The sequence below is a fragment of the Plantibacter sp. Leaf1 genome, from assembly GCF_001421315.1.
Classification (GTDB): Bacteria; Actinomycetota; Actinomycetes; order Actinomycetales; family Microbacteriaceae; genus Plantibacter.
On the sequence record NZ_LMJX01000002.1, the window covers coordinates 585,157 to 602,354 of the forward strand.

The 17,198-nt window shown below is 68.8% G+C and carries 18 protein-coding genes and 1 tRNA gene; 6 read left to right on the forward strand and 13 right to left on the reverse strand.

All coding sequences use genetic code 11. The annotated features are described in order from the left end of the window. The first annotated feature begins 45 nt into the window (after positions 1–45). Genes ASE44_RS04980 through ASE44_RS04990 form a run of 3 tightly spaced genes read left to right on the forward strand, consistent with a single transcriptional unit; the run spans position 46 to position 3,043 of the window. The gene (locus ASE44_RS04980; protein ID WP_056777918.1) at positions 46–1,173 is read left to right on the forward strand and encodes a type III polyketide synthase; all 1,128 of its coding nucleotides are present in this window, start codon (positions 46–48) and stop codon (positions 1,171–1,173) included. Further along, positions 1,173–1,889 (forward strand): methyltransferase domain-containing protein, encoded by a 717-nt coding sequence (locus ASE44_RS04985; RefSeq protein WP_056777923.1) that lies wholly within the window; start codon positions 1,173–1,175, stop codon positions 1,887–1,889. The genes ASE44_RS04980 and ASE44_RS04985 overlap by 1 nt, the downstream gene beginning before the upstream one ends. Continuing rightward, entirely contained in the window at positions 1,886–3,043 is a 1,158-nt protein-coding gene (locus tag ASE44_RS04990) for an NAD(P)/FAD-dependent oxidoreductase (protein WP_056777925.1), read from the forward strand. Before ASE44_RS04985 ends, ASE44_RS04990 begins: the two co-directional genes overlap by 4 nt. A gap of 45 nt (positions 3,044–3,088) precedes the next feature. On the opposite strand, the gene ASE44_RS04995 is transcribed toward ASE44_RS04990, so the two are convergent. Next, complete coding sequence (locus tag ASE44_RS04995; RefSeq protein WP_056777929.1) at positions 3,089–4,579, reverse strand: DHA2 family efflux MFS transporter permease subunit; 1,491 nt, start codon at positions 4,577–4,579, stop codon at positions 3,089–3,091. 162 nt (positions 4,580–4,741) lie between these two features. On the opposite strand from ASE44_RS04995, the gene ASE44_RS05000 reads away from it, so the two are divergent. Beyond that, on the forward strand, positions 4,742–5,569 hold the full coding sequence (locus ASE44_RS05000; protein ID WP_056777932.1) for an aldo/keto reductase: 828 nt from the start codon (positions 4,742–4,744) through the stop codon (positions 5,567–5,569). Between the two features lie 70 nt (positions 5,570–5,639). On the opposite strand, the gene ASE44_RS05005 is transcribed toward ASE44_RS05000, so the two are convergent. The 10 genes from ASE44_RS05005 to rplU form a co-directional block, all read right to left on the reverse strand. Further along, positions 5,640–5,712 (reverse strand) — tRNA-Ala (locus ASE44_RS05005). A 106-nt stretch (positions 5,713–5,818) separates the two neighbouring features. After that, complete coding sequence (gene rsfS, locus ASE44_RS05010) at positions 5,819–6,196, reverse strand: ribosome silencing factor (protein ID WP_056006609.1); 378 nt, start codon at positions 6,194–6,196, stop codon at positions 5,819–5,821. A gap of 55 nt (positions 6,197–6,251) precedes the next feature. Beyond that, on the reverse strand, positions 6,252–7,523 hold the full coding sequence (locus ASE44_RS05015; protein ID WP_157579803.1) for a hypothetical protein: 1,272 nt from the start codon (positions 7,521–7,523) through the stop codon (positions 6,252–6,254). Positions 7,524–7,546: 23 nt separating this feature from the next. Beyond that, positions 7,547–8,164 (reverse strand): nicotinate-nucleotide adenylyltransferase, encoded by a 618-nt coding sequence (nadD, locus tag ASE44_RS05020; protein WP_255353616.1) that lies wholly within the window; start codon positions 8,162–8,164, stop codon positions 7,547–7,549. Between the two features lie 10 nt (positions 8,165–8,174). Beyond that, positions 8,175–8,384 (reverse strand): hypothetical protein, encoded by a 210-nt coding sequence (locus tag ASE44_RS05025; RefSeq protein WP_056006618.1) that lies wholly within the window; start codon positions 8,382–8,384, stop codon positions 8,175–8,177. Between the two features lie 49 nt (positions 8,385–8,433). Next, complete coding sequence (locus ASE44_RS05030) at positions 8,434–9,702, reverse strand: glutamate-5-semialdehyde dehydrogenase (RefSeq protein WP_056777935.1); 1,269 nt, start codon at positions 9,700–9,702, stop codon at positions 8,434–8,436. Between the two features lie 36 nt (positions 9,703–9,738). Further along, positions 9,739–10,518 (reverse strand): glutamate 5-kinase, encoded by a 780-nt coding sequence (gene proB / locus ASE44_RS05035; RefSeq protein ID WP_056006623.1) that lies wholly within the window; start codon positions 10,516–10,518, stop codon positions 9,739–9,741. Then, the gene (obgE, locus tag ASE44_RS05040; RefSeq protein WP_082455810.1) at positions 10,515–12,089 is read right to left on the reverse strand and encodes a GTPase ObgE; all 1,575 of its coding nucleotides are present in this window, start codon (positions 12,087–12,089) and stop codon (positions 10,515–10,517) included. Before obgE ends, proB begins: the two co-directional genes overlap by 4 nt. Before the next feature lie 92 nt (positions 12,090–12,181). Continuing rightward, entirely contained in the window at positions 12,182–12,439 is a 258-nt protein-coding gene (gene rpmA / locus ASE44_RS05045; protein WP_056006626.1) for a 50S ribosomal protein L27, read from the reverse strand. A 20-nt stretch (positions 12,440–12,459) separates the two neighbouring features. Next, positions 12,460–12,768, reverse strand: a complete 309-nt coding sequence (gene rplU / locus ASE44_RS05050) for a 50S ribosomal protein L21 (protein WP_082455812.1) — start codon at positions 12,766–12,768, stop codon at positions 12,460–12,462. Positions 12,769–13,099: 331 nt separating this feature from the next. Between rplU and ASE44_RS05055 the strand changes: the two genes are divergently transcribed. Then, positions 13,100–13,390, forward strand: a complete 291-nt coding sequence (locus ASE44_RS05055; RefSeq protein ID WP_056006632.1) for a DUF4031 domain-containing protein — start codon at positions 13,100–13,102, stop codon at positions 13,388–13,390. A 10-nt stretch (positions 13,391–13,400) separates the two neighbouring features. On the opposite strand, the gene ASE44_RS05060 is transcribed toward ASE44_RS05055, so the two are convergent. After that, positions 13,401–15,782, reverse strand: a complete 2,382-nt coding sequence (locus ASE44_RS05060) for an Rne/Rng family ribonuclease (protein ID WP_235522548.1) — start codon at positions 15,780–15,782, stop codon at positions 13,401–13,403. Between the two features lie 323 nt (positions 15,783–16,105). Here ASE44_RS05060 and ASE44_RS05065 point away from each other — a divergent pair, with 323 nt between their 5' ends. Continuing rightward, positions 16,106–16,705, forward strand: a complete 600-nt coding sequence (locus tag ASE44_RS05065; protein WP_056006635.1) for a vitamin K epoxide reductase family protein — start codon at positions 16,106–16,108, stop codon at positions 16,703–16,705. A 76-nt stretch (positions 16,706–16,781) separates the two neighbouring features. Here the strand turns inward: ASE44_RS05065 and ndk are convergent, their stop codons facing one another. Further along, entirely contained in the window at positions 16,782–17,198 is a 417-nt protein-coding gene (gene ndk, locus ASE44_RS05070; protein WP_056006638.1) for a nucleoside-diphosphate kinase, read from the reverse strand.

The window sequence follows — 17,198 nt, forward strand, 5'->3', positions numbered from 1 at the left end:
CCTCAGCTTAGGGTGGCTGCCCGGACCACGGCGATACACTGAAGCATGACCGTCTCCGTGAGGGCGATCGGCGTGGCCGTTCCTCAGACCATCCTCCATCAAGACGAGATCAGAGACGTCTTCCGTGATCAGCCGGGCAGGACGCGCCTCGCACAACGACTGATCGGCGCCGCCTTCGACGCCTCCGCGATCGATACGAGGCACACGGTGATCGACGCGTTCGACGACGAGGTCCCGACGACCACGGCCGCGTTCTACGACGCGGAACAGCGGCTGGTCCGCTCACCCCCGACCGGCCTCCGGAACGACGCCTACATCGAGCACGCTCCCCCGCTCCTCCTGGAAGCGGCGAGGCGAGCGCTCTACGAGGCTCCCGGCCTGACGGCGGCCGACGTGACCCACGTCGTGACCGCGTCCTGTACCGGGTTCTTCGCCCCGGGACCGGAGTACCTCCTCGTCCGCGACCTCGGCCTCGATCCGGGCACCGAGCGCTACCACCTGGGCTTCCAAGGGTGTTTCGCCGCGTTCCCCGCCCTCCGCGCCGCCGCGGCGTTCTGCGCCGCCGAGCCGGACGCCGTCGTGCTCGTGGTGTGCATCGAGCTCTGCTCCATCCATCTCCGTTCCTCAGACGATCCCGACGTGATCCTCGGATCCTCGGTCTTCGCCGATGGAGCCGCCGCAGCCGTCGTCACCGGACGGGACACCGGCTCGTCGGCGCCCGTCTTCGAGTTCGACGGATGGTCCACGGCACTCGTCCCCGACGGCGAGACGGAGATGGCCTGGACGATCGGCGACCACGGATTCGAGATGGTCCTGAGCGGAGCCGTCCCGAAACTCATCGGCGAGCACCTCGAGATCGCGCTGCGCCCACTCCTCGCGGCAGCGGACGACGCCGAGGTGTCATCGATCGACCGGTGGGCGATCCACCCCGGTGGTCGGAGCATCCTCGACCGTGTCCAGCGGGGCTTCGCCCTCGACGACGAGCTGCTGGAACCGTCGCGGGCGGTGCTGCGCGACTTCGGCAACATGTCGAGCGCCACCGTCCTGTTCATCCTCAAGCGCCTCCTCGACGGCGCGGGCCCCGAGGTCGACGAACGGGTCTGTGCGCTGGCGTTCGGTCCCGGCTTGACGATCGAGAGCGCGCTGCTCCGGCTCCGCGCCGGCGGAGCCTGATGCGGGTCGATCTCACGCGGCGTGCGACGGAGCTCGTCGAGCTCATGGACGACCCCGAGTGCGACCCGGTGCTGCTCGACGCGACCTATGCCCGGTTCGCGACGGTGAACCGGCTCGTCTCGGGGTGGCGCAGTCTCTACCGTTCGCACATCCGGCCTCGTCTGGACCCGTCGCGCACGACGTCGATCGTCGACATCGGGTTCGGCGGCGGTGACGTCCCGACGGCCGTCGCCTCCTGGGCACGAGCCGACGGGCTGCCGGTCCAGGTGACGGCGATCGACCCTGATGAGCGTTCGGTCGACTTCGCCCGCCGCCGGTACGCGGAGGGACCGGTCGACTTCCGCTCGGCGCACAGCAGCGACCTGGTCGCCCGGGGCGATGAGGTCGACATCGTGCTGTCCAACCATGTCCTGCACCACCTCGACCCGGCCCAGCTGGCCGGTCTCCTGTCCGACAGCGCCTCCATCGCCCGCAGGCTCGTGCTGCACAGCGACCTGGAGCGGGACCGGCTGGCGTACGCTGCGTACGGATTCGTCACCCTGCCGGGGCGGCGGCGCTCCTTCCTCCACGTCGACGGGCTCCGCTCCATCCGCCGCAGCTACCGGCAGCGGGAACTCCAGGAGGTCGTCCCCGACGGATGGCTCGTCGAGCGTCGATTCCCCATGCGGCTGCTGCTGTCGAGGCGCTTCGACGCGACGACCGACGGACGCCGATGACCGGGGTGCTCGTCATCGGCGGCGGACCGGTCGGACTGGTGTCGGCGATCCTGCTCGCCCAGGACGGTGTCGATGTGACGGTCTGGGAGCAGCGGGCGGACCCTCCGTCGGGAACGCGCGCGATCGGGATCCACCCGCCCTCCCTCGAGCTGTTCGACGTGCTCGGCGTCCTCGACGAGATCCGAGTCGACGCCGTCCGAATCGACCAGGGTGAGGCGTGGAGCGGCGGTCGACGACTCGGCACCGTCGTGTTCCGCGATCGTCCGTTCGCCCACCCGTATGTCGCCGCGCTCGAGCAGTGGCGGACCGAGCGGATCCTCCGGGCTCGCCTGGAGTCCATCGCCCCGGGGTCCTTGTCGACGGGGACCGCGTGCACGAGCGTCCGCTCCGTCGGGGACGAGGTCATCGTCGAGGGAACCGACACCTCAGGCCCCGTGAGCGCGCGTGCGGCCATGGTCATCGTCGCAGCCGGCGGCCGAGCCGGGTTCCCCGGAGCGGAGGATCCCGGACCGATCCACCGGTACCGCGACCGCTACCTCATGGGCGACGTCGCAGACCGGAGCGGTGCCGGGCCAATCGCGCGGGTCCACCTGCATCGTGACGGCGTCGTCGAGTCGTTCCCACTCCCCCGTGGGATGCGCCGGTACGTCGTCCACACCGGGTACACCTCCCCTCGCGACGAGGCCGGCCTGCAGCCGAGAGCCGACGACCTCGCGACCCTCGTCGCGGATCGCACCGGCGAGGAGGCCGATGCGGCGACGAACACCATGCTCAGCGCGTTCGGGGTGCGGAGTCGGCGTCGGAGCCGTGTGGTCGACGGACGGATCGTCCACGTGGGCGACGCCGCGCATGAGATCAGCCCGATCGGCGGTCAGGGCATGAACCTGGGCTGGGCGGACGCCCGGGTCTTCGCCCCGCTGGTCGCGCGCGCGGTCACCGGGCGAGGGACGCTCGAGCGGGAGCTCGCGTCCGCAGCCGAGCAGCAGCGGCGCGCGGTCCGCCGCGCGTCCTGGCAGGCAGCGCTCAACATGCGCTTGGGTCGCCCGATCCCCACCGCACTGGTGGGCGTGCGCGATCTCGGCCTGCGGGCCGCCCTCAGCGGCCCGATCATGCCGGTGCTCGCCGACGCCTACACGATGCGCTGGTTGCGCTGAACCGACGGCGTCCTCAGGCGACGGTGATCCCCCGCCGTTCGCGCATCAGTGACCGACGTGCACGCCCGAGGGCGTCTGGTCGGTCCGGCGGATGAGGAACGACGCGCCCACCGCGAGCAGCGAGAGGACGGCGCCGCACAGGAACGCCGCCTGCACACCCGCTGCAGTCGCGTCGACCGCGGAACTCCCGGCCGCCGCGCGAGCGGCAGCCGTCGTGGACATCATCGTGATGAACACCGCCGTGCCGGCTGCGCCGGCGAGCTGCTGGACCGTGCCGACGATCGCGCTGCCGTGCGGGTAGAGCTCGGCTCGAAGGGAGCCGAGGGCCGAGGTGAGGAGCGGCGTGAACATGAACGCGAGACCCGCGCTCAGGAGCATGTGGACGGCGATGATCATCACGATGGCGCTGTCGACGCCGAGCATCGTCAGGAGCCAGAGGGCTGCGCTCACGGCGAAGGCGCCGGGGATCACCAGCGGACGCGGCCCGAAGCGGTCGAACAACGACCCCACGAGCGGCGCGAGCGCGGCCATGGTCAGCCCACCGGGGAGCAGCATGAGTCCCGTGGTCAACGTGTCGACCTGCAGCACGCTCTGCAGGTAGATGGGCAGGATGATCAACGATCCGAACAGCGCCATCATGACGATCACGACGAGGATGATCGACACGGTGAACGAGCGGTTCGCGAAGGTGCGCAGATCCATGAACGGCCGGTTCTCACGGACGAGTCCGCGCTGACGCAACACGAACGCCAGGAGCGCGAGGACGCCGACGGCCAGCGGGATCCACACCGGCATGAGCGCATGGCCCTCCGCCGACTCCCCGATACTGCTCAGCCCGAAGATGAGGCCACCGAAGGCGAGCGCGGAGAGCACGAGCGAGAGCGCGTCGAACCGGACCTTCCTCGGCTCGGTCACGTTGCGCACCAGCAGGGCGCCGAGGATCAGCGAGGCCACGGCGATCGGGAGCACGATCCAGAACATCCATCGCCAGTCGAGCACGCTGAGGATCAGGCCCGACACCGTGGGTCCGACCGCCGGGGCGACCGAGATGACGATCGAGATCGCGCCCATCGTCCGACCGCGAGCCGAGACCGGCACGATGTTCAGCACCGTCGTCATCAGCAGGGGCATCATGATGGCGGTTCCGCTGGCCTGCACCACGCGGCCGAGCAGCAGGGTGCCGAAGCCGGGTGACAGCGCGGCGATGAGCGTGCCGAGGCTGAAGAGGACCATCGCCGTGATGAACATGGCGCGGAGGGAGAACCGCTCCAACAGGAACCCGGTGGCGGGGATGACCACGGCCATGGTGAGCATGAATCCGGTCGTCAGCCACTGCGCCGAGCTCGCCGTGATGTCGAGGTCCTCCATGAGCCGCGGCAGGGCGACGCTCATGATCGTCTCGTTGAGGATGACGACGAACGCCGACACGAGCAGCAGTCCGATGAGGAGTTTGGACCCGGGCGGGAGGCGGTCTGCCGAGGACTTCCCGGTGGTCGGGACCGAACCTGTCGGATTGGGCACGGTGTCAGTCGTCATAGCGGTGTCATCCTTCTCAGGCCTCGGCCGTCGTCCGGGCAGACGCCTGCCCTCTGGAAGGACAAGCGCCGGGTCGCCGCGGGTATTCCCAGGCGTGTCGACCGGTTACGCGCAGGGCGAAGACCCGTTCCGGATGAACGGTTCCGGTGCCACCATGAAGCCATGACTGTTCCCACCATCACGCTCAATGACGGCCACACCATCCCCCAGCTCGGTTTCGGCGTCTTCCTCGTCGACCCGCAGGAGGCGGAGCGCATCGTCTCCGATGCACTCGAGGTCGGCTACCGCCACATCGACACCGCCGCGATCTACAAGAACGAGGAGGGCGTCGGCGCCGCCATCGCCAAGTCCGGCATCCCCCGCGACGAACTCTTCATCACCACGAAGCTCTGGAACGACCGTCACCAGAAGGCGTCCGCGCACGCGGCGATCGACGAGAGCCTCGACAAGCTCGGTCTCGACCACGTCGACCTCTACCTCACCCACTGGCCCACGCCCGGCAAGGACGACTGCCTCGAGGCGTGGTTGGCATTGGAGGAGATCAAGGCCGCCGGCAAGACCCGCTCGATCGGCGTCTCGAACCACCAGGTCGAGCACCTCGAGAAGCTCCTCGCCAACTCCGACACCGTCCCGGCGGTCAACCAGATCGAGTTGCACCCGGCTTTCGCGCAGCGCGAGCTGCGGACGTTCGGCGCTGAGCACGGGATCCACATCGAGTCGTGGGGCCCCCTCGGTCAGGGCAAGTACGACCTCTTCGGTGAGCAGTCGGTCGCGGCTGCTGCCGAGGCCCACGGTGTGACGCCCGCACAGGTCGTCATCCGCTGGCACCTCCAGAACGGCCTGATCGTCTTCCCGAAGTCGAACTCGCGCGAGCGCATCGCGCAGAACTTCGACGTGTTCGGCTTCGAGCTGTCGGCCGACGAGATCGCCGCGATCGACGCCCTCGACTCGGGGAAGCGCGTCGGCAGCCACCCGGACGAGGTGAACTGACCTCGGGTTCCGGCCCAACGAAGAAGTCCCCGTCAGCTGTTCGGCTGACGGGGACTTCTTGATGTTCGAGTGGATCTGAGGGGACTCGAACCCCTGACCCCCTGCATGCCATGCAGGTGCGCTACCAGCTGCGCCACAGACCCATATTCACGTTGCTTGCCCCTGCTGTTTCAGCGGAAGCAACTTGAATAGGTTACTACATCTTGAGAGCGGTTGTGACCACTTTCGATGCCGACATCGACGAGGAGATCAGCTCGCGGGCTGTGGAGCCGACGACACCAGCGGAATCACCGGGCAGTCCTTCCACAGGCGCTCCAGCGAGTAATACATCCGCTCCTCCTCGTGGAAGACGTGGACGACGACCTCGCCGAAGTCGAGGAGGATCCAGCGCCCCTCGGACTTGCCCTCGCGACGCAAGGTCTTCACGCCGCTCGCGTTCAGGCGATCCTCGACCTCGCCGGCGATGGCGACGACGTTACGCTCGCTCCGCCCGGTGACGAGCAGGAAGGCGTCCACGAACGGCAGCGGGCCAGAGACGTCGAGTGCGACGAGATCCTCGCCGCCCTTCGACTCGGCTGCGGTCGATGCGAGCTGGACGGCGTCCAGCGTGGTGTCGGACAGGGTCATGTGGTGTACTCCTCTGACGACCGCAGCGGATGCGGTCGGGTGAATGGCGGAAGGGCTAGAACGCCCCGCCGAAGAATCCGATGATGAGCACCGCGATGACGCCCGCCGCGAGCACCGCGGCGGCGATTGCGAGGGTCATCAGCAGCTTGTTGCTCTGGTTGGTGGTGGCCGGGACGACGTCACGCGTGGATCCGTGGCTACTGACCGCGCGGCTCGCCGCGACGGGCGAAGCGGCGGTGACGGAGGCCGGGAGTTCGTCCCCCTCGACGAGGCGGTCGATGCCCGCGCCGTCGAAGTGGTTCGGGTCCTGGCCGGCGGAACCGAGCCCCCGAGGGAGGTCGATCGTTCCGGTGATGAGGATCTCGCCCGTGGAGTTCGACGTCGCACCGGCCTCCGCCTGCGCGGGGGCCACGGGGATGATGAGCGAGCTCGTGGTGATCTGGCCCGTCGTCGTCATGCTGCTGCCGAGCAGGTCTTCGAACGCGACCTCGTTGTCGACCTGTGAAGCGCGCTCGGCCTCGAGCGCCGCCACGAGCATGGAGTCGCGCCCGAACCCCTTCGAGAGCGTGGACGCGGGGTCCTCGGAGATGTCGTCGCGGTCGGAGACGTCGAACAGGGAGCCGGACGCGACGGGCTTGTCGCTCGCCGGCGTCACCTGGGGTGCCGGAGCCTCGGACGCCCGAGCCTTGGCGGCTCGCTCCTCCGCGGCGGCACGCTCGGCTGCCTGACGCTCGGCCGCCTTGCGCTCCTCGGCCTTGCGCTCGGCAGCGAGGCGATCCGCGTCCTGCTGCTCGTGCAGCTTGCGGGCTGCGGCCTCACGGCGTTCGGTCTCCGCAGCGGCTTCAGCCTCGGCGGCGGCCGTCTGCTGCGCGAGCTTCGCGGCCTGCTGTCGGGCGGCCTTGTTCTGCTTCTGGGGAGGAGCGACGACCTGATCCGGCGTGCGCGGCGGCAGAGCGACCGAGGGCACGGGCTGCTCCACAGGGGGTGCGACCGGCGCGGTCGCCGCCGGGATCTGCTCGATCGAGCCGGTCCGCTCCAACTCGCGGAGTTGACGACGAGTGAGCCCACCGGTGGGAGCCGGGCTCGGCGCGCCGGTCGACGGCGTCGTGCCCGGGCTCGAGGCGGGCGCAGCTGATGCTGGAGCGGGTGACGCCGACTCGACGCGTGGAGCGCCACTGGGCTCCGATACTGCCGGCTCGGGGATCGCTCCCCCGGCGACCGGCTCCGACGTCGATGCGCGACGGCTCCGCGGTGCAGCCGCTTCGAGCGCTGCATCGTCGGCGGGCGTCGACGACTGCTGGCTCGCTCGAGCCTGTCGCCTGGTCAAGGGCGCGTCTTCTGGCAACGCGGTCATGTGGCTTCACTCCGATACAGGTGGTGCTTGGTGATGTACTGCACGACACCGTCGGGAACCAGATACCAGACTGGAAAGCCTTTGCTCACCCGGCTCCGGCAATCCGTCGACGATATCGCAAGGGCCGGAACTTCCAACAAGCTTACGTCGTGCTGCGGTAATCCGGAAACGTTCAAATCGTGTCCCGGACGACTCACAGCAACGAAGTGAGCGAGATCCCAGACCTCTCTGACGTCTTTCCAGCTGAGGATCTGGGCGATCGCGTCCGCCCCGGTGATGAAGAACAGCTCGGCGTCCGGCCGCTTGCGTCGCAGGTCGCGGAGGGTGTCGATCGTGTAGGTGGGGCCCGCTCGGTCGATGTCGACGCGGCTGACGGTGAAGCGGGGGTTCGCCGCGGTGGCGATGACCGTCATGAGGTAGCGGTGCTCGCTGTCGCTCACGCCCGACTTGCGGTACGGCATGCCGGTCGGGACGAACACGACCTCATCGAGGTCGAAGTGTTGCGCGACTTCGGAAGCGGCGACGAGGTGCCCGTGGTGGATGGGGTCGAACGTTCCACCCATGACGCCGATCCGAGGACGACGTGTCGTCGTCTCGGCGACGGGCGCGCTCACGCCGGACAGCTCAGTGACCGTGCTCGCCGTGCGCCAGCGTCGGCTCGTCCTTGCCACCGTGGCGGTTGGCGACGTCGCGATAGCTGAAGGTCACGGCGCCGAGGATGGCGAACAGCACGAGCGCGACGGCGCCGAAGACCCAGGTCGGAGCGGCGAGTTCGACGGCGTGCTCCGACTCGGCCAGAACGGTGGCAGCCAATACGGACGCGGCAATCGACATGATCTCTCCTTCTGTGCGACGCCTGGTGACGCCCACCTCATTCTAGCGACTACCGACGGGTGTGACCCGTACCACGCACGAGCCACTTCGTACTCGTCAGTTCCGGGAGGCCCATCGGCCCTCTGGCGTGCAGTTTCTGGGTGGAGATGCCCACCTCGGCACCGAACCCGAACTCCGCGCCATCGGTGAACCGGGTCGACGCATTGACCATGACGACCGCCGAGTCCACCTCCGCGAGGAAGCGGTCGGCGTTGACGACGTCGTTCGTCACGATCGCGTCCGTGTGGCCGGTGGAGTAGCGGTCGATGTGCTCGAGCGCGGCATCGAGGTCGTCGACGACGCGCACCGACACCTCGAGCGACATGTGTTCGGTCGACCAGTCCTCCTCGACGGCGGCGACCGAATCGGGGAAGATCTCGCGCGCCTGCTCGTCCGCATGGATGAGCACGTCGTGCTCCCGGAGGTCGCCGAGCACGGCGGGCAGCAGGCGTTGAGCCGCGTCGCGGTGGACGAGCACGGTCTCGAGCGCGTTGCAGACCGAGGGGCGCTGGACCTTCGCGTTGCGGACGATGTCCACCGCCCAGTCGCGGTCCGCGCTCGCGTCGAGGAACACGTGCACCACACCGGCTCCGGTCTCGATGACCGGCACCGTCGAGTCCCGGACCACCGTCTCGATGAGCGAAGCGCTCCCCCGCGGGATGAGGACGTCGATGAGTCCCCTGGCGTTCATGAGCTGCTTCGCGCCGTCCCGGCCGAACTCGTCGATCGTCTGCACCGCATCACCGGGCAAGCCGACGGACTCCAGCGCCGATCGGAGCAGACCGACGAGGACCGCGTTGGTGTGCTCTGCCGCGGAACCACCGCGGAGGACGACCGCGTTACCGCTCTTGATCGCGAGGGCGGCGATGTCCACGGTGACGTTCGGTCTGGCCTCGTAGATCGCGCCGACCACGCCGAACGGGACACGGACCTGCTCGAGCTTCACGCCGTCCGGTGTGTTGCTGCCCCGGACGACCTGACCCACGGGGTCGACGATCGCGATGACGTCGCGCACCGCGACCGCCAGCCCCTCGATCCGTCCACGGTCGAGGCGGAGACGGTCCTGCAGGCCGACCGCCATCCCCTGCTCCCGCCCGCTGGCGAGGTCGAGCTCGTTGGCGGCGATCACCGCGTCGGCGCCCTCCACGATCGCGACGGCGATCGCTCCCAGCGCCCGGTTCTTCTGTGCGGTGGTCGTCTGAGCGAGCATCCGGGACGCACGCTTCGCAGCGGCGAGACGATCCATGAGCGGGAGCGCGGTGGTGAGAGACGACGACATGCGTCGATTGTACTCAGCGACCCCAGCGGAGCCGGCTCAGGCCGGCTGGAACCAGGTCCCGAGCTGCTCGCCCCGGAGCGCGGCGGCGACGTTCGCCGTCGAGGTCACCAGGACGGAGGTCCCTGCCTCAGCAGCCAACCGGGCCGCGGATACCTTCGTGCCGGCACCGCCCGTTCCAACGCCCGCTGACCCGATGTCGCCAAACGTCACGCCGGTGAGCGGGTCGCCGAACGGCACCTCTTCGATGCGCTCGGCACCGGGCTCCTGCGGAGGACGCGTGTACAGCGCGTCGACGTCGCTCAGCAGGATCAGGACGTCCGCCGCGACCAGCACCGAGACGAGCGCAGCGAGCCGGTCGTTGTCGCCGAACCGGATCTCATGCGTCGCCACGGTGTCGTTCTCGTTCACGATCGGGAGGATGCGCAGCCCCAGCAGCCGTTCCATCGCCCGTTGGGCGTTGCTCCGGTGGCTCGGGTTCTCGAGATCACCCGCCGTCAGGAGCACCTGACCGGCGACGATTCCGAAGCGGTCGAGGCTGTCCTGGTACCGGTAGATGAGGACGTTCTGCCCGACGGCCGCAGCCGCCTGCTGCGTCGCCAGGTCGCTCGGGCGCGCATCGAGGCGCAGGTACGGCATCCCGGTCGCGATGGCACCGGAGGACACGAGGACGACCTCGGTCCCCCTGTCGTGCGCTCCGGCGAGAGCCTCGACCAGCGCAGTGATCTGCCCGGCGTTCTCACCGCTGATCGAAGAGGAACCGACCTTCACGACGATGCGGCGGGCACCAGGGATCGCACTGCGCTGGCTGACGGTCACCGTTCGTCATCCTCCGACGCTCCACCCTCGTCCTGCTGGGCGTCAGCCGGCACGGAGCCCACTTCGAAGCCCTCGTCGTCGTTCCAGAGACCGGCCGCGCGTTCGCGGAGCAGCTCCGCGCGTGCCTCCGCCTTGGCGTCCATGCGCTCGAAGTACTCGTCGCGACGCTGGTTGCGCGTCGGGCGGTGGCTCGCGTCGAGTCGGGGGTCCGTACCACGAGGCTGGGTCAGGAGCTCCGCGGTGCTCGTCAGCGTCGGCTCCCAGTCGAAGACGACGCCTCCGCCCGCACCGATCATGACGGTGGCACCGGCGACGGCACCGGCCTTGAACAGCGCCTCTTCGACACCGAGCTTCGCCAGGCGGTCCGCGAGGAACCCGACGGCCTCCTCGTTGTTGAAGTCCGTCTGCTGCACCCAGCGCTCCGGCTTCGCGCCGAGGATGCGGTAGAGGTTGCCGTAGGTGCCACCCTCGACCGTGACGGTGAACTTGGAGTCGTCGACCGGCTTCGGGCGGAGCACGATGCGAGGCTTGGCGGCCTCGAGGGCTGCGCGGGCGCGGCTCTCCTCGACGAGCTCGCTCAACGCGAACGAGAGCTGTCGGAGGCCTTCGCGCGAGACCGTCGAGATCTCGAAGACCTTGTAGCCGCGTGCCTCGAGGTCGGGACGCAGGAACTCGGCGAGCTCCCTCGCCTCCGGGACGTCGATCTTGTTGAGGGCGATGAGCTGCGGGCGCTCGACCAGCGGCGTCTGGCCCTCCGGGACGGGATAGGCGGCGAGCTCGGCGAGGATGATGTCGAGGTCGCTGATCGGGTCGCGGCCCGGCTCGAGCGTCGCGCAGTCGAGGACGTGCAACAGCGCGGAGCACCGCTCGACATGACGGAGGAACTCGAGGCCGAGCCCCTTGCCCTCGCTCGCGCCCTCGATCAGGCCGGGGACGTCCGCCATCGTGTAGCGCACCTCGCCGGCCTCGACGACGCCGAGGTTCGGGTGCAGCGTGGTGAAGGGGTAGTCGGCGATCTTCGGCTTGGCAGCGGACATCGCGGCGATGAGGCTCGACTTCCCGGCCGACGGGTAGCCGACGAGCGCGACGTCGGCCACGGTCTTCAGCTCAAGGAGGACATCGCCCTCCCAGCCGTGCGTGCCGAGGAGCGCGAAGCCCGGGGCCTTGCGCTTGGTCGAGGCGAGCGCCGCGTTCCCGAGGCCACCCTGCCCGCCGGGCGCGACGACGAACTCCATACCGGGCTCGACGAAGTCGACCAGTTCGACGCCGTCGACGTCCTTCACGACGGTGCCGACCGGCACCGGCAGGATGAGCGTCTCGCCCTGGAAGCCGTTCCGGTGGTCGCCCATGCCGAAGCCACCGGTGTCGGAGCTGCGGTGCGGAGACCGGTGGTACCCGAGCAGGGTCGTGATCTGAGGGTCCGACACGAGCACGATGTCGCCACCGTGTCCGCCGTTGCCGCCATCGGGGCCGGCCAGCGGCTTGAACTTCTCGCGCTTCACGGAGACGCAGCCGTTGCCGCCGCCGCCCGCTCGCAGGTGCAGTGTGACCCGGTCGACGAATGTGACCATGGACCCTCAGCCCCTCTCTGGATCATGTAACTCGGTTGTACGACAGCAGGGGGCGGGCCGAAGCCCGCCCCCTGCTGGAAAGATCGGTGTTGCTACTCTGCAGCAGCGACGATGTTGACGACCTTGCGGCCGCCCTTGTTGCCGAACTGGACGGAGCCAGCCTCGAGAGCGAACAGCGTGTCGTCGCCGCCACGGCCGACGTTGGCGCCGGGGTGGAAGTGCGTGCCGCGCTGACGGACGAGGATCTCGCCCGCGAGGACGACCTGGCCGCCGAAGCGCTTCACACCGAGACGCTGTGCGTTGGAGTCACGACCGTTGCGAGTGGAACTCGCACCCTTCTTGTGTGCCATCTCTTCTTCTCCTCGATGCCTTACTTGATGCCGGTGATCTTGACGCGCGTGAGCTCCTGACGGTGCCCCTGACGCTTCTTGTACCCGGTCTTGTTCTTGAACTTCTGGATGATGATCTTCGGACCGCGGAGGTTCTCGAGCACCTCGGCCGTCACCGTGATCTTCGCGAGCGACTTCGCGTCGGAGATGATGTTCTCACCGTCGACGTGGAGCACCGCGGGAAGCTCGATGTTGCCATCCTTGTCGGCCTTAACCCGGTCCATCGTGACGATGGTTCCGATCTCGACCTTCTCCTGCCGTCCTCCGGCGCGCACAACTGCGTAAACCACTACGTACCCGTTCTTTGGGGAGCGAAACGCTCCGACTGACTGTTGCTGGAAGTTACTGCTCGGAAAGGCTCGAACACGTGGGACACCTTGATGGCAGAAAACCGTGGGTGGCAATGAAAACTCAATGCACACCAACGGTCGAGTTTACTTCATCGTGCAGTCCAGGTCAAACCAGTGGGACAGACGCTCGAGTTCGAGGCTGTTCCTCACGGCTCCCACACCGGATGCACTCGACCAGTGTACCCCGGGGCCTCCTGAACGAAGGCCTGGTGCCCGGCGCGTCCGGACCCGACCGGGAATCCACCGTCGGCGACGGTGGTTGGATGGGGGCATGACCGTGCTCATCGACCCCCCGCTCTGGCCGGCACACGGCACCCTGTGGTCGCACGTCGTGAGCGACAGCTCGCTCGAGGAGCTGCACGCGTTCGCCGAGCGCACCGGTCTGCCGCCACGCTCGTTCGACCTGGACCACTATGACGTCCCCGCCGAACGGCACGAGACCCTCGTCGCGGCCGGGGCGGTGGCCGTCCCCGGCGGGGAGCTCGTCCGCCGGTTGATCGCCAGCGGCCTGCGCATCACCGCACGCGAACGGCGCGCCTCCCGCGGAGACGCGCCGTCCTGATCGATCGGTCCTACTCGGCCTGGCGCTGCGACGCGTCCGACCCGACAGCCTGCCCACCGGCGAGCGAAGCCGTCGACACGCGTCGGCTCCGGCCACGACCCTGACCGGGCTGCTTCGGCTCAGGAAGCGCGTCGAGGACGGACTCCAGCAGGTGCTCCGGATCGACCACGGCAGCACGCCGCGGCTTGTCGGCCACCGGGGCGATCGGCAGGTCCAGCAATGCCAGCGCGGGTGACGCGGATTCCGCCGTGGTGTCGGCGGAACGATCCTCGGTGGCGCCACGACGGGAGTCGTCGCCGCCTCGACGTCGCGGCTCGCGCTTCTCGCGGCGGCTGCGGCGGCCCTCCTGCTGCTGTCCGGCGGACGCGGCCGACCGGTCATCCTGCTGGGGCGTCGATTCCTCGGTGGCCCGGTCCTCGGCGCTTGCCGCCTCTGCGACGACCGCATCGGCGACCGCCTCGGCCGCGGCGAGTTCCTCGTGGTGCAGCGTGCGAGCGGCGATCAGCGCGAGCGCGTTCTTCGCGTCGTCGGTGATCCCGTGCGTCTGACCGGCCGGCTTCTGCTGCGCGTTCTGGCCGCCCGACGGCTGACCGCCCTGCGCTCCACCCTTGCCTCGACGACGCTGCTGCTCCGGCTGCGGGGTCTGGCGGTGACGGACGACGGGGTCGTGGTGCACGACGACGCCACGCCCGGCGCAGACCTCACACGGTTCGCTGAACGTCTCCAGAAGCCCGAGACCGAGCTTCTTGCGCGTCATCTGGACGAGTCCGAGCGAGGTCACCTCGGCGACCTGGTGCTTCGTCCGGTCGCGGCTGAGGCATTCGACGAGCCGTCGGAGGACCAGGTCGCGGTTCGTCTCGAGCACCATGTCGATGAAGTCGACGACGATGATGCCACCGATGTCGCGGAGTCGTAGCTGACGCACGACCTCCTCGGCGGCCTCGAGGTTGTTCTTGGTGACCGTCTCCTCCAGGTTGCCGCCTGAACCGACGAACTTGCCCGTGTTGACGTCGACCACCGTCATCGCCTCGGTGCGGTCGATGACGAGTGAACCGCCGGAGGGGAGCCAGACCTTGCGGTCGAGCGCCTTCTCGATCTGCTCCGCGATGCGGTAGTCGACGAAGGCGTCGCCGGTGCCGTCGTAGGCCTCGACCCGCTCGAGCAGGTCGGGCGCGACGCCGCGGAGGTAGCTCTGGATGTCCTGGAGGGCGTCGGAGCCCTGGATGACGAGCTTCTGGAAGTCCTCGTTGAAGACGTCGCGGATGATCTTGATGAGGAGGTCGGGCTCGCTGTGGAGCAGGGCCGGCGACTGGACCGTCTCGATCTGACGCGAGATCTCCGCCCACTGCGACTTCAGCCGCGTGACGTCGAGCGTGAGCTGCTCCTCGGTGGCACCCTCGGCGGCCGTGCGCACGATGACGCCGACGTTCTCCGGAAGTACCTCCTTGAGGATCTTCTTCAGGCGTGCTCGCTCCGTGTCCGGCAACTTGCGCGAGATCCCGTTCATCGAGCCGTTCGGCACGTAGACGAGGTAGCGTCCGGGCAGGGAGACCTGGCTCGTGAGGCGCGCACCCTTGTGGCCCACGGGGTCCTTCGTGACCTGCACGAGGACGGTGTCGCCGCCCTTCAGCGCGAGCTCGATCCGGCGGGGCTGGTTGCCCGTCTCCACGGAGTCCCAGTCGACCTCACCGGAGTACAGCACGGCGTTACGCCCGCGGCCGATGTCGACGAAGGCCGCCTCCATGCTCGGCAGGACGTTCTGCACGCGCCCGAGGTAGACGTTGCCGATGAGCGAGGCCTCCTGGCTCCTGGCGACGTAGTGCTCGACGAGGACGCCGTCCTCGAGGACGCCGATCTGCGTCTTGCCGTTCTTGGAGCGGACGACCATGACGCGGTCCACCGACTCGCGTCGCGCGAGGAACTCGGCCTCGGTGACGACCGGACGACGACGACCCGCGTCACGTCCGTCGCGGCGGCGCTGCTTCTTGGCCTCGAGCCGGGTGGAGCCGCGCACCTTCTGCGGCTCGGTGATGAGCTCCGGCTCGCGAGGCGTGCGGACCTTGACGACGTTGCGGCTCTCGGAACGCGAATCGCCGCGCTCGGCCTGCTCCGGTCCGTCCTCGCCGGCACGACGACGGGTGCGTCGCCGGGACGAACTGAGTTCCGCTTCGAGCGGCTCGTCGTCGCGGTGCACGATCGGCGGGAGGTCCGGCGCCTGGAACAGCAGCATGGTCGTCGGCGGACGCACCGGTGCGACGGGCGTCGATTCCTCCTGCGTCGTCGGCTGCTCGGTCTCGGTGGACCTGTCGGCGGCGTCAGGTGTCGTGAGCTGCTGGTCGGTCGGTTCGTGCTCGGTCTCCGGCGTGGCCGGGTCCTCGGTGTGCTCTTTCACCATTCCTGGTGTACTCCCCTATGCCGGGTCGGTGGCCGCGCCACCCTCCGGTTCTTCATCTCGTGCGAGCGTCTGCGGGTGCAGCCGTTCGCAAATCCTGTGTGATCGCTGGCTCTCGGAGCTCTCACGATCGTGCCGGCACGTGCCGGCGGGTCCTGGGCTCTCATTGCCCAACAAGCCTGTTGTGTCGTGCGGTCGAGCGCGGCTCGGGCACAACCCCTCGATTATCGCACGAACGGGGCCGGCACTCCTGAGCGCCACCTGCCCGGGCATGTCCTGGAGCGTCTGAGCCGGCGTGCAGCTCCGCGTGCGACAATCGGAGCGTGTCAGCTCCGGTCATCGACGCGCGCCCCAAGGGCCTCGCGATCTTCCTCATCCTCGCAGGCGTCATCGGGTGGATCGCCGCGTTCGCGCTCACGCTCGACAAGTTCCAGCTCCTGCAGGACCCCGACGCACAACTGGGCTGCAACCTGAGCATCCTGGTGCAATGCGGCGTCAACCTGAACTCCTGGCAGGGCGCGATCCTCGGGTTCCCGAACCCGCTCATCGGCCTCTCCGCCTGGATCGCGCCGATCGCCGTCGGGATCGCGATCCTGGCCGGCGCGCGGTTCGCGCGGTGGTTCTGGATCGCCTTCAACGTCGGACTCCTCGGCGCCCTCGGGTTCGTCATCTGGCTGATCTCCCAGAGCATCTTCGTCCTGGGCACGCTCTGCCCGTGGTGCATGGTCACCTGGTCGGTGACGATCCCGTCGTTCATCGCCGTGACGGCGTTCACGCTCAAGAACGGGATCATCCCGGCCTCGCCGGCCGTCCGCCGGGTCGCCGGCGTCGTCTCCTCCTGGATCGTCGTGGTGGCCCTCGCTTGCTACCTCGTCGTCGCGGTCATCGCGCAGCTGCGGCTCGACGTCCTGTCCTACCTCTGACCCCTGCCCTGCAGAACGACGAAGCCCGCCCCCGGAGACCGGGGGCGGGCTTCGTCGTCCGATGGACGGACCGACGTCAGGCGAACCAGAGCGCGAGCTCGCGCGAGGCGGACTCGACGCTGTCCGAGCCGTGCACGAGGTTCTGCTGCACCTTGAGGCCCCAGTCACGACCGAAGTCGCCGCGGATGGTGCCGGGGGCCGCCGTCGTCGGATCGGTCGTGCCCGCGAGCGAACGGAACCCCTCGATCACACGGTTACCGGCCACTCGGATGGCGACGACCGGGCCGCTCAGCATGAACTCGACGAGCGGTTCGTAGAACGGCTTGCCCTCGTGCTCGGCGTAGTGCGCGGCGAGGAGTTCGCGGTCGGGTTCGACCATGCGCAGGTCCACGAGGGAGTAGCCCTTCGCCTCGATCCGGCGGAGGATCTCGCCGGTCAGGTTGCGTGCGACGCCGTCGGGCTTCACGAGTACCAGGGTTTCTTCAACAGCCAC

Excerpts from the sequence above, each read along its gene's own strand:
- ASE44_RS04980 (WP_056777918.1), top strand. The coding sequence starts at position 46 with ATGACCGTCTCCGTGAGGGCGATCGGCGTGGCCGTTCCTCAGACCATC.
- ASE44_RS04985 (WP_056777923.1), top strand. The coding sequence starts at position 1,173 with ATGCGGGTCGATCTCACGCGGCGTGCGACGGAGCTCGTCGAGCTCATG.
- ASE44_RS04990 (WP_056777925.1), top strand. The coding sequence starts at position 1,886 with ATGACCGGGGTGCTCGTCATCGGCGGCGGACCGGTCGGACTGGTGTCG.
- ASE44_RS04995 (WP_056777929.1), bottom strand. The coding sequence starts at position 4,579 with ATGACGACTGACACCGTGCCCAATCCGACAGGTTCGGTCCCGACCACC.
- ASE44_RS05000 (WP_056777932.1), top strand. The coding sequence starts at position 4,742 with ATGACTGTTCCCACCATCACGCTCAATGACGGCCACACCATCCCCCAG.
- rsfS (WP_056006609.1), bottom strand. The coding sequence starts at position 6,196 with ATGACCCTGTCCGACACCACGCTGGACGCCGTCCAGCTCGCATCGACC.
- ASE44_RS05025 (WP_056006618.1), bottom strand. The coding sequence starts at position 8,384 with ATGTCGATTGCCGCGTCCGTATTGGCTGCCACCGTTCTGGCCGAGTCG.
- ASE44_RS05030 (WP_056777935.1), bottom strand. The coding sequence starts at position 9,702 with ATGTCGTCGTCTCTCACCACCGCGCTCCCGCTCATGGATCGTCTCGCC.
- obgE (WP_082455810.1), bottom strand. The coding sequence starts at position 12,089 with ATGGTCACATTCGTCGACCGGGTCACACTGCACCTGCGAGCGGGCGGC.
- rpmA (WP_056006626.1), bottom strand. The coding sequence starts at position 12,439 with ATGGCACACAAGAAGGGTGCGAGTTCCACTCGCAACGGTCGTGACTCC.
- ASE44_RS05055 (WP_056006632.1), top strand. The coding sequence starts at position 13,100 with ATGACCGTGCTCATCGACCCCCCGCTCTGGCCGGCACACGGCACCCTG.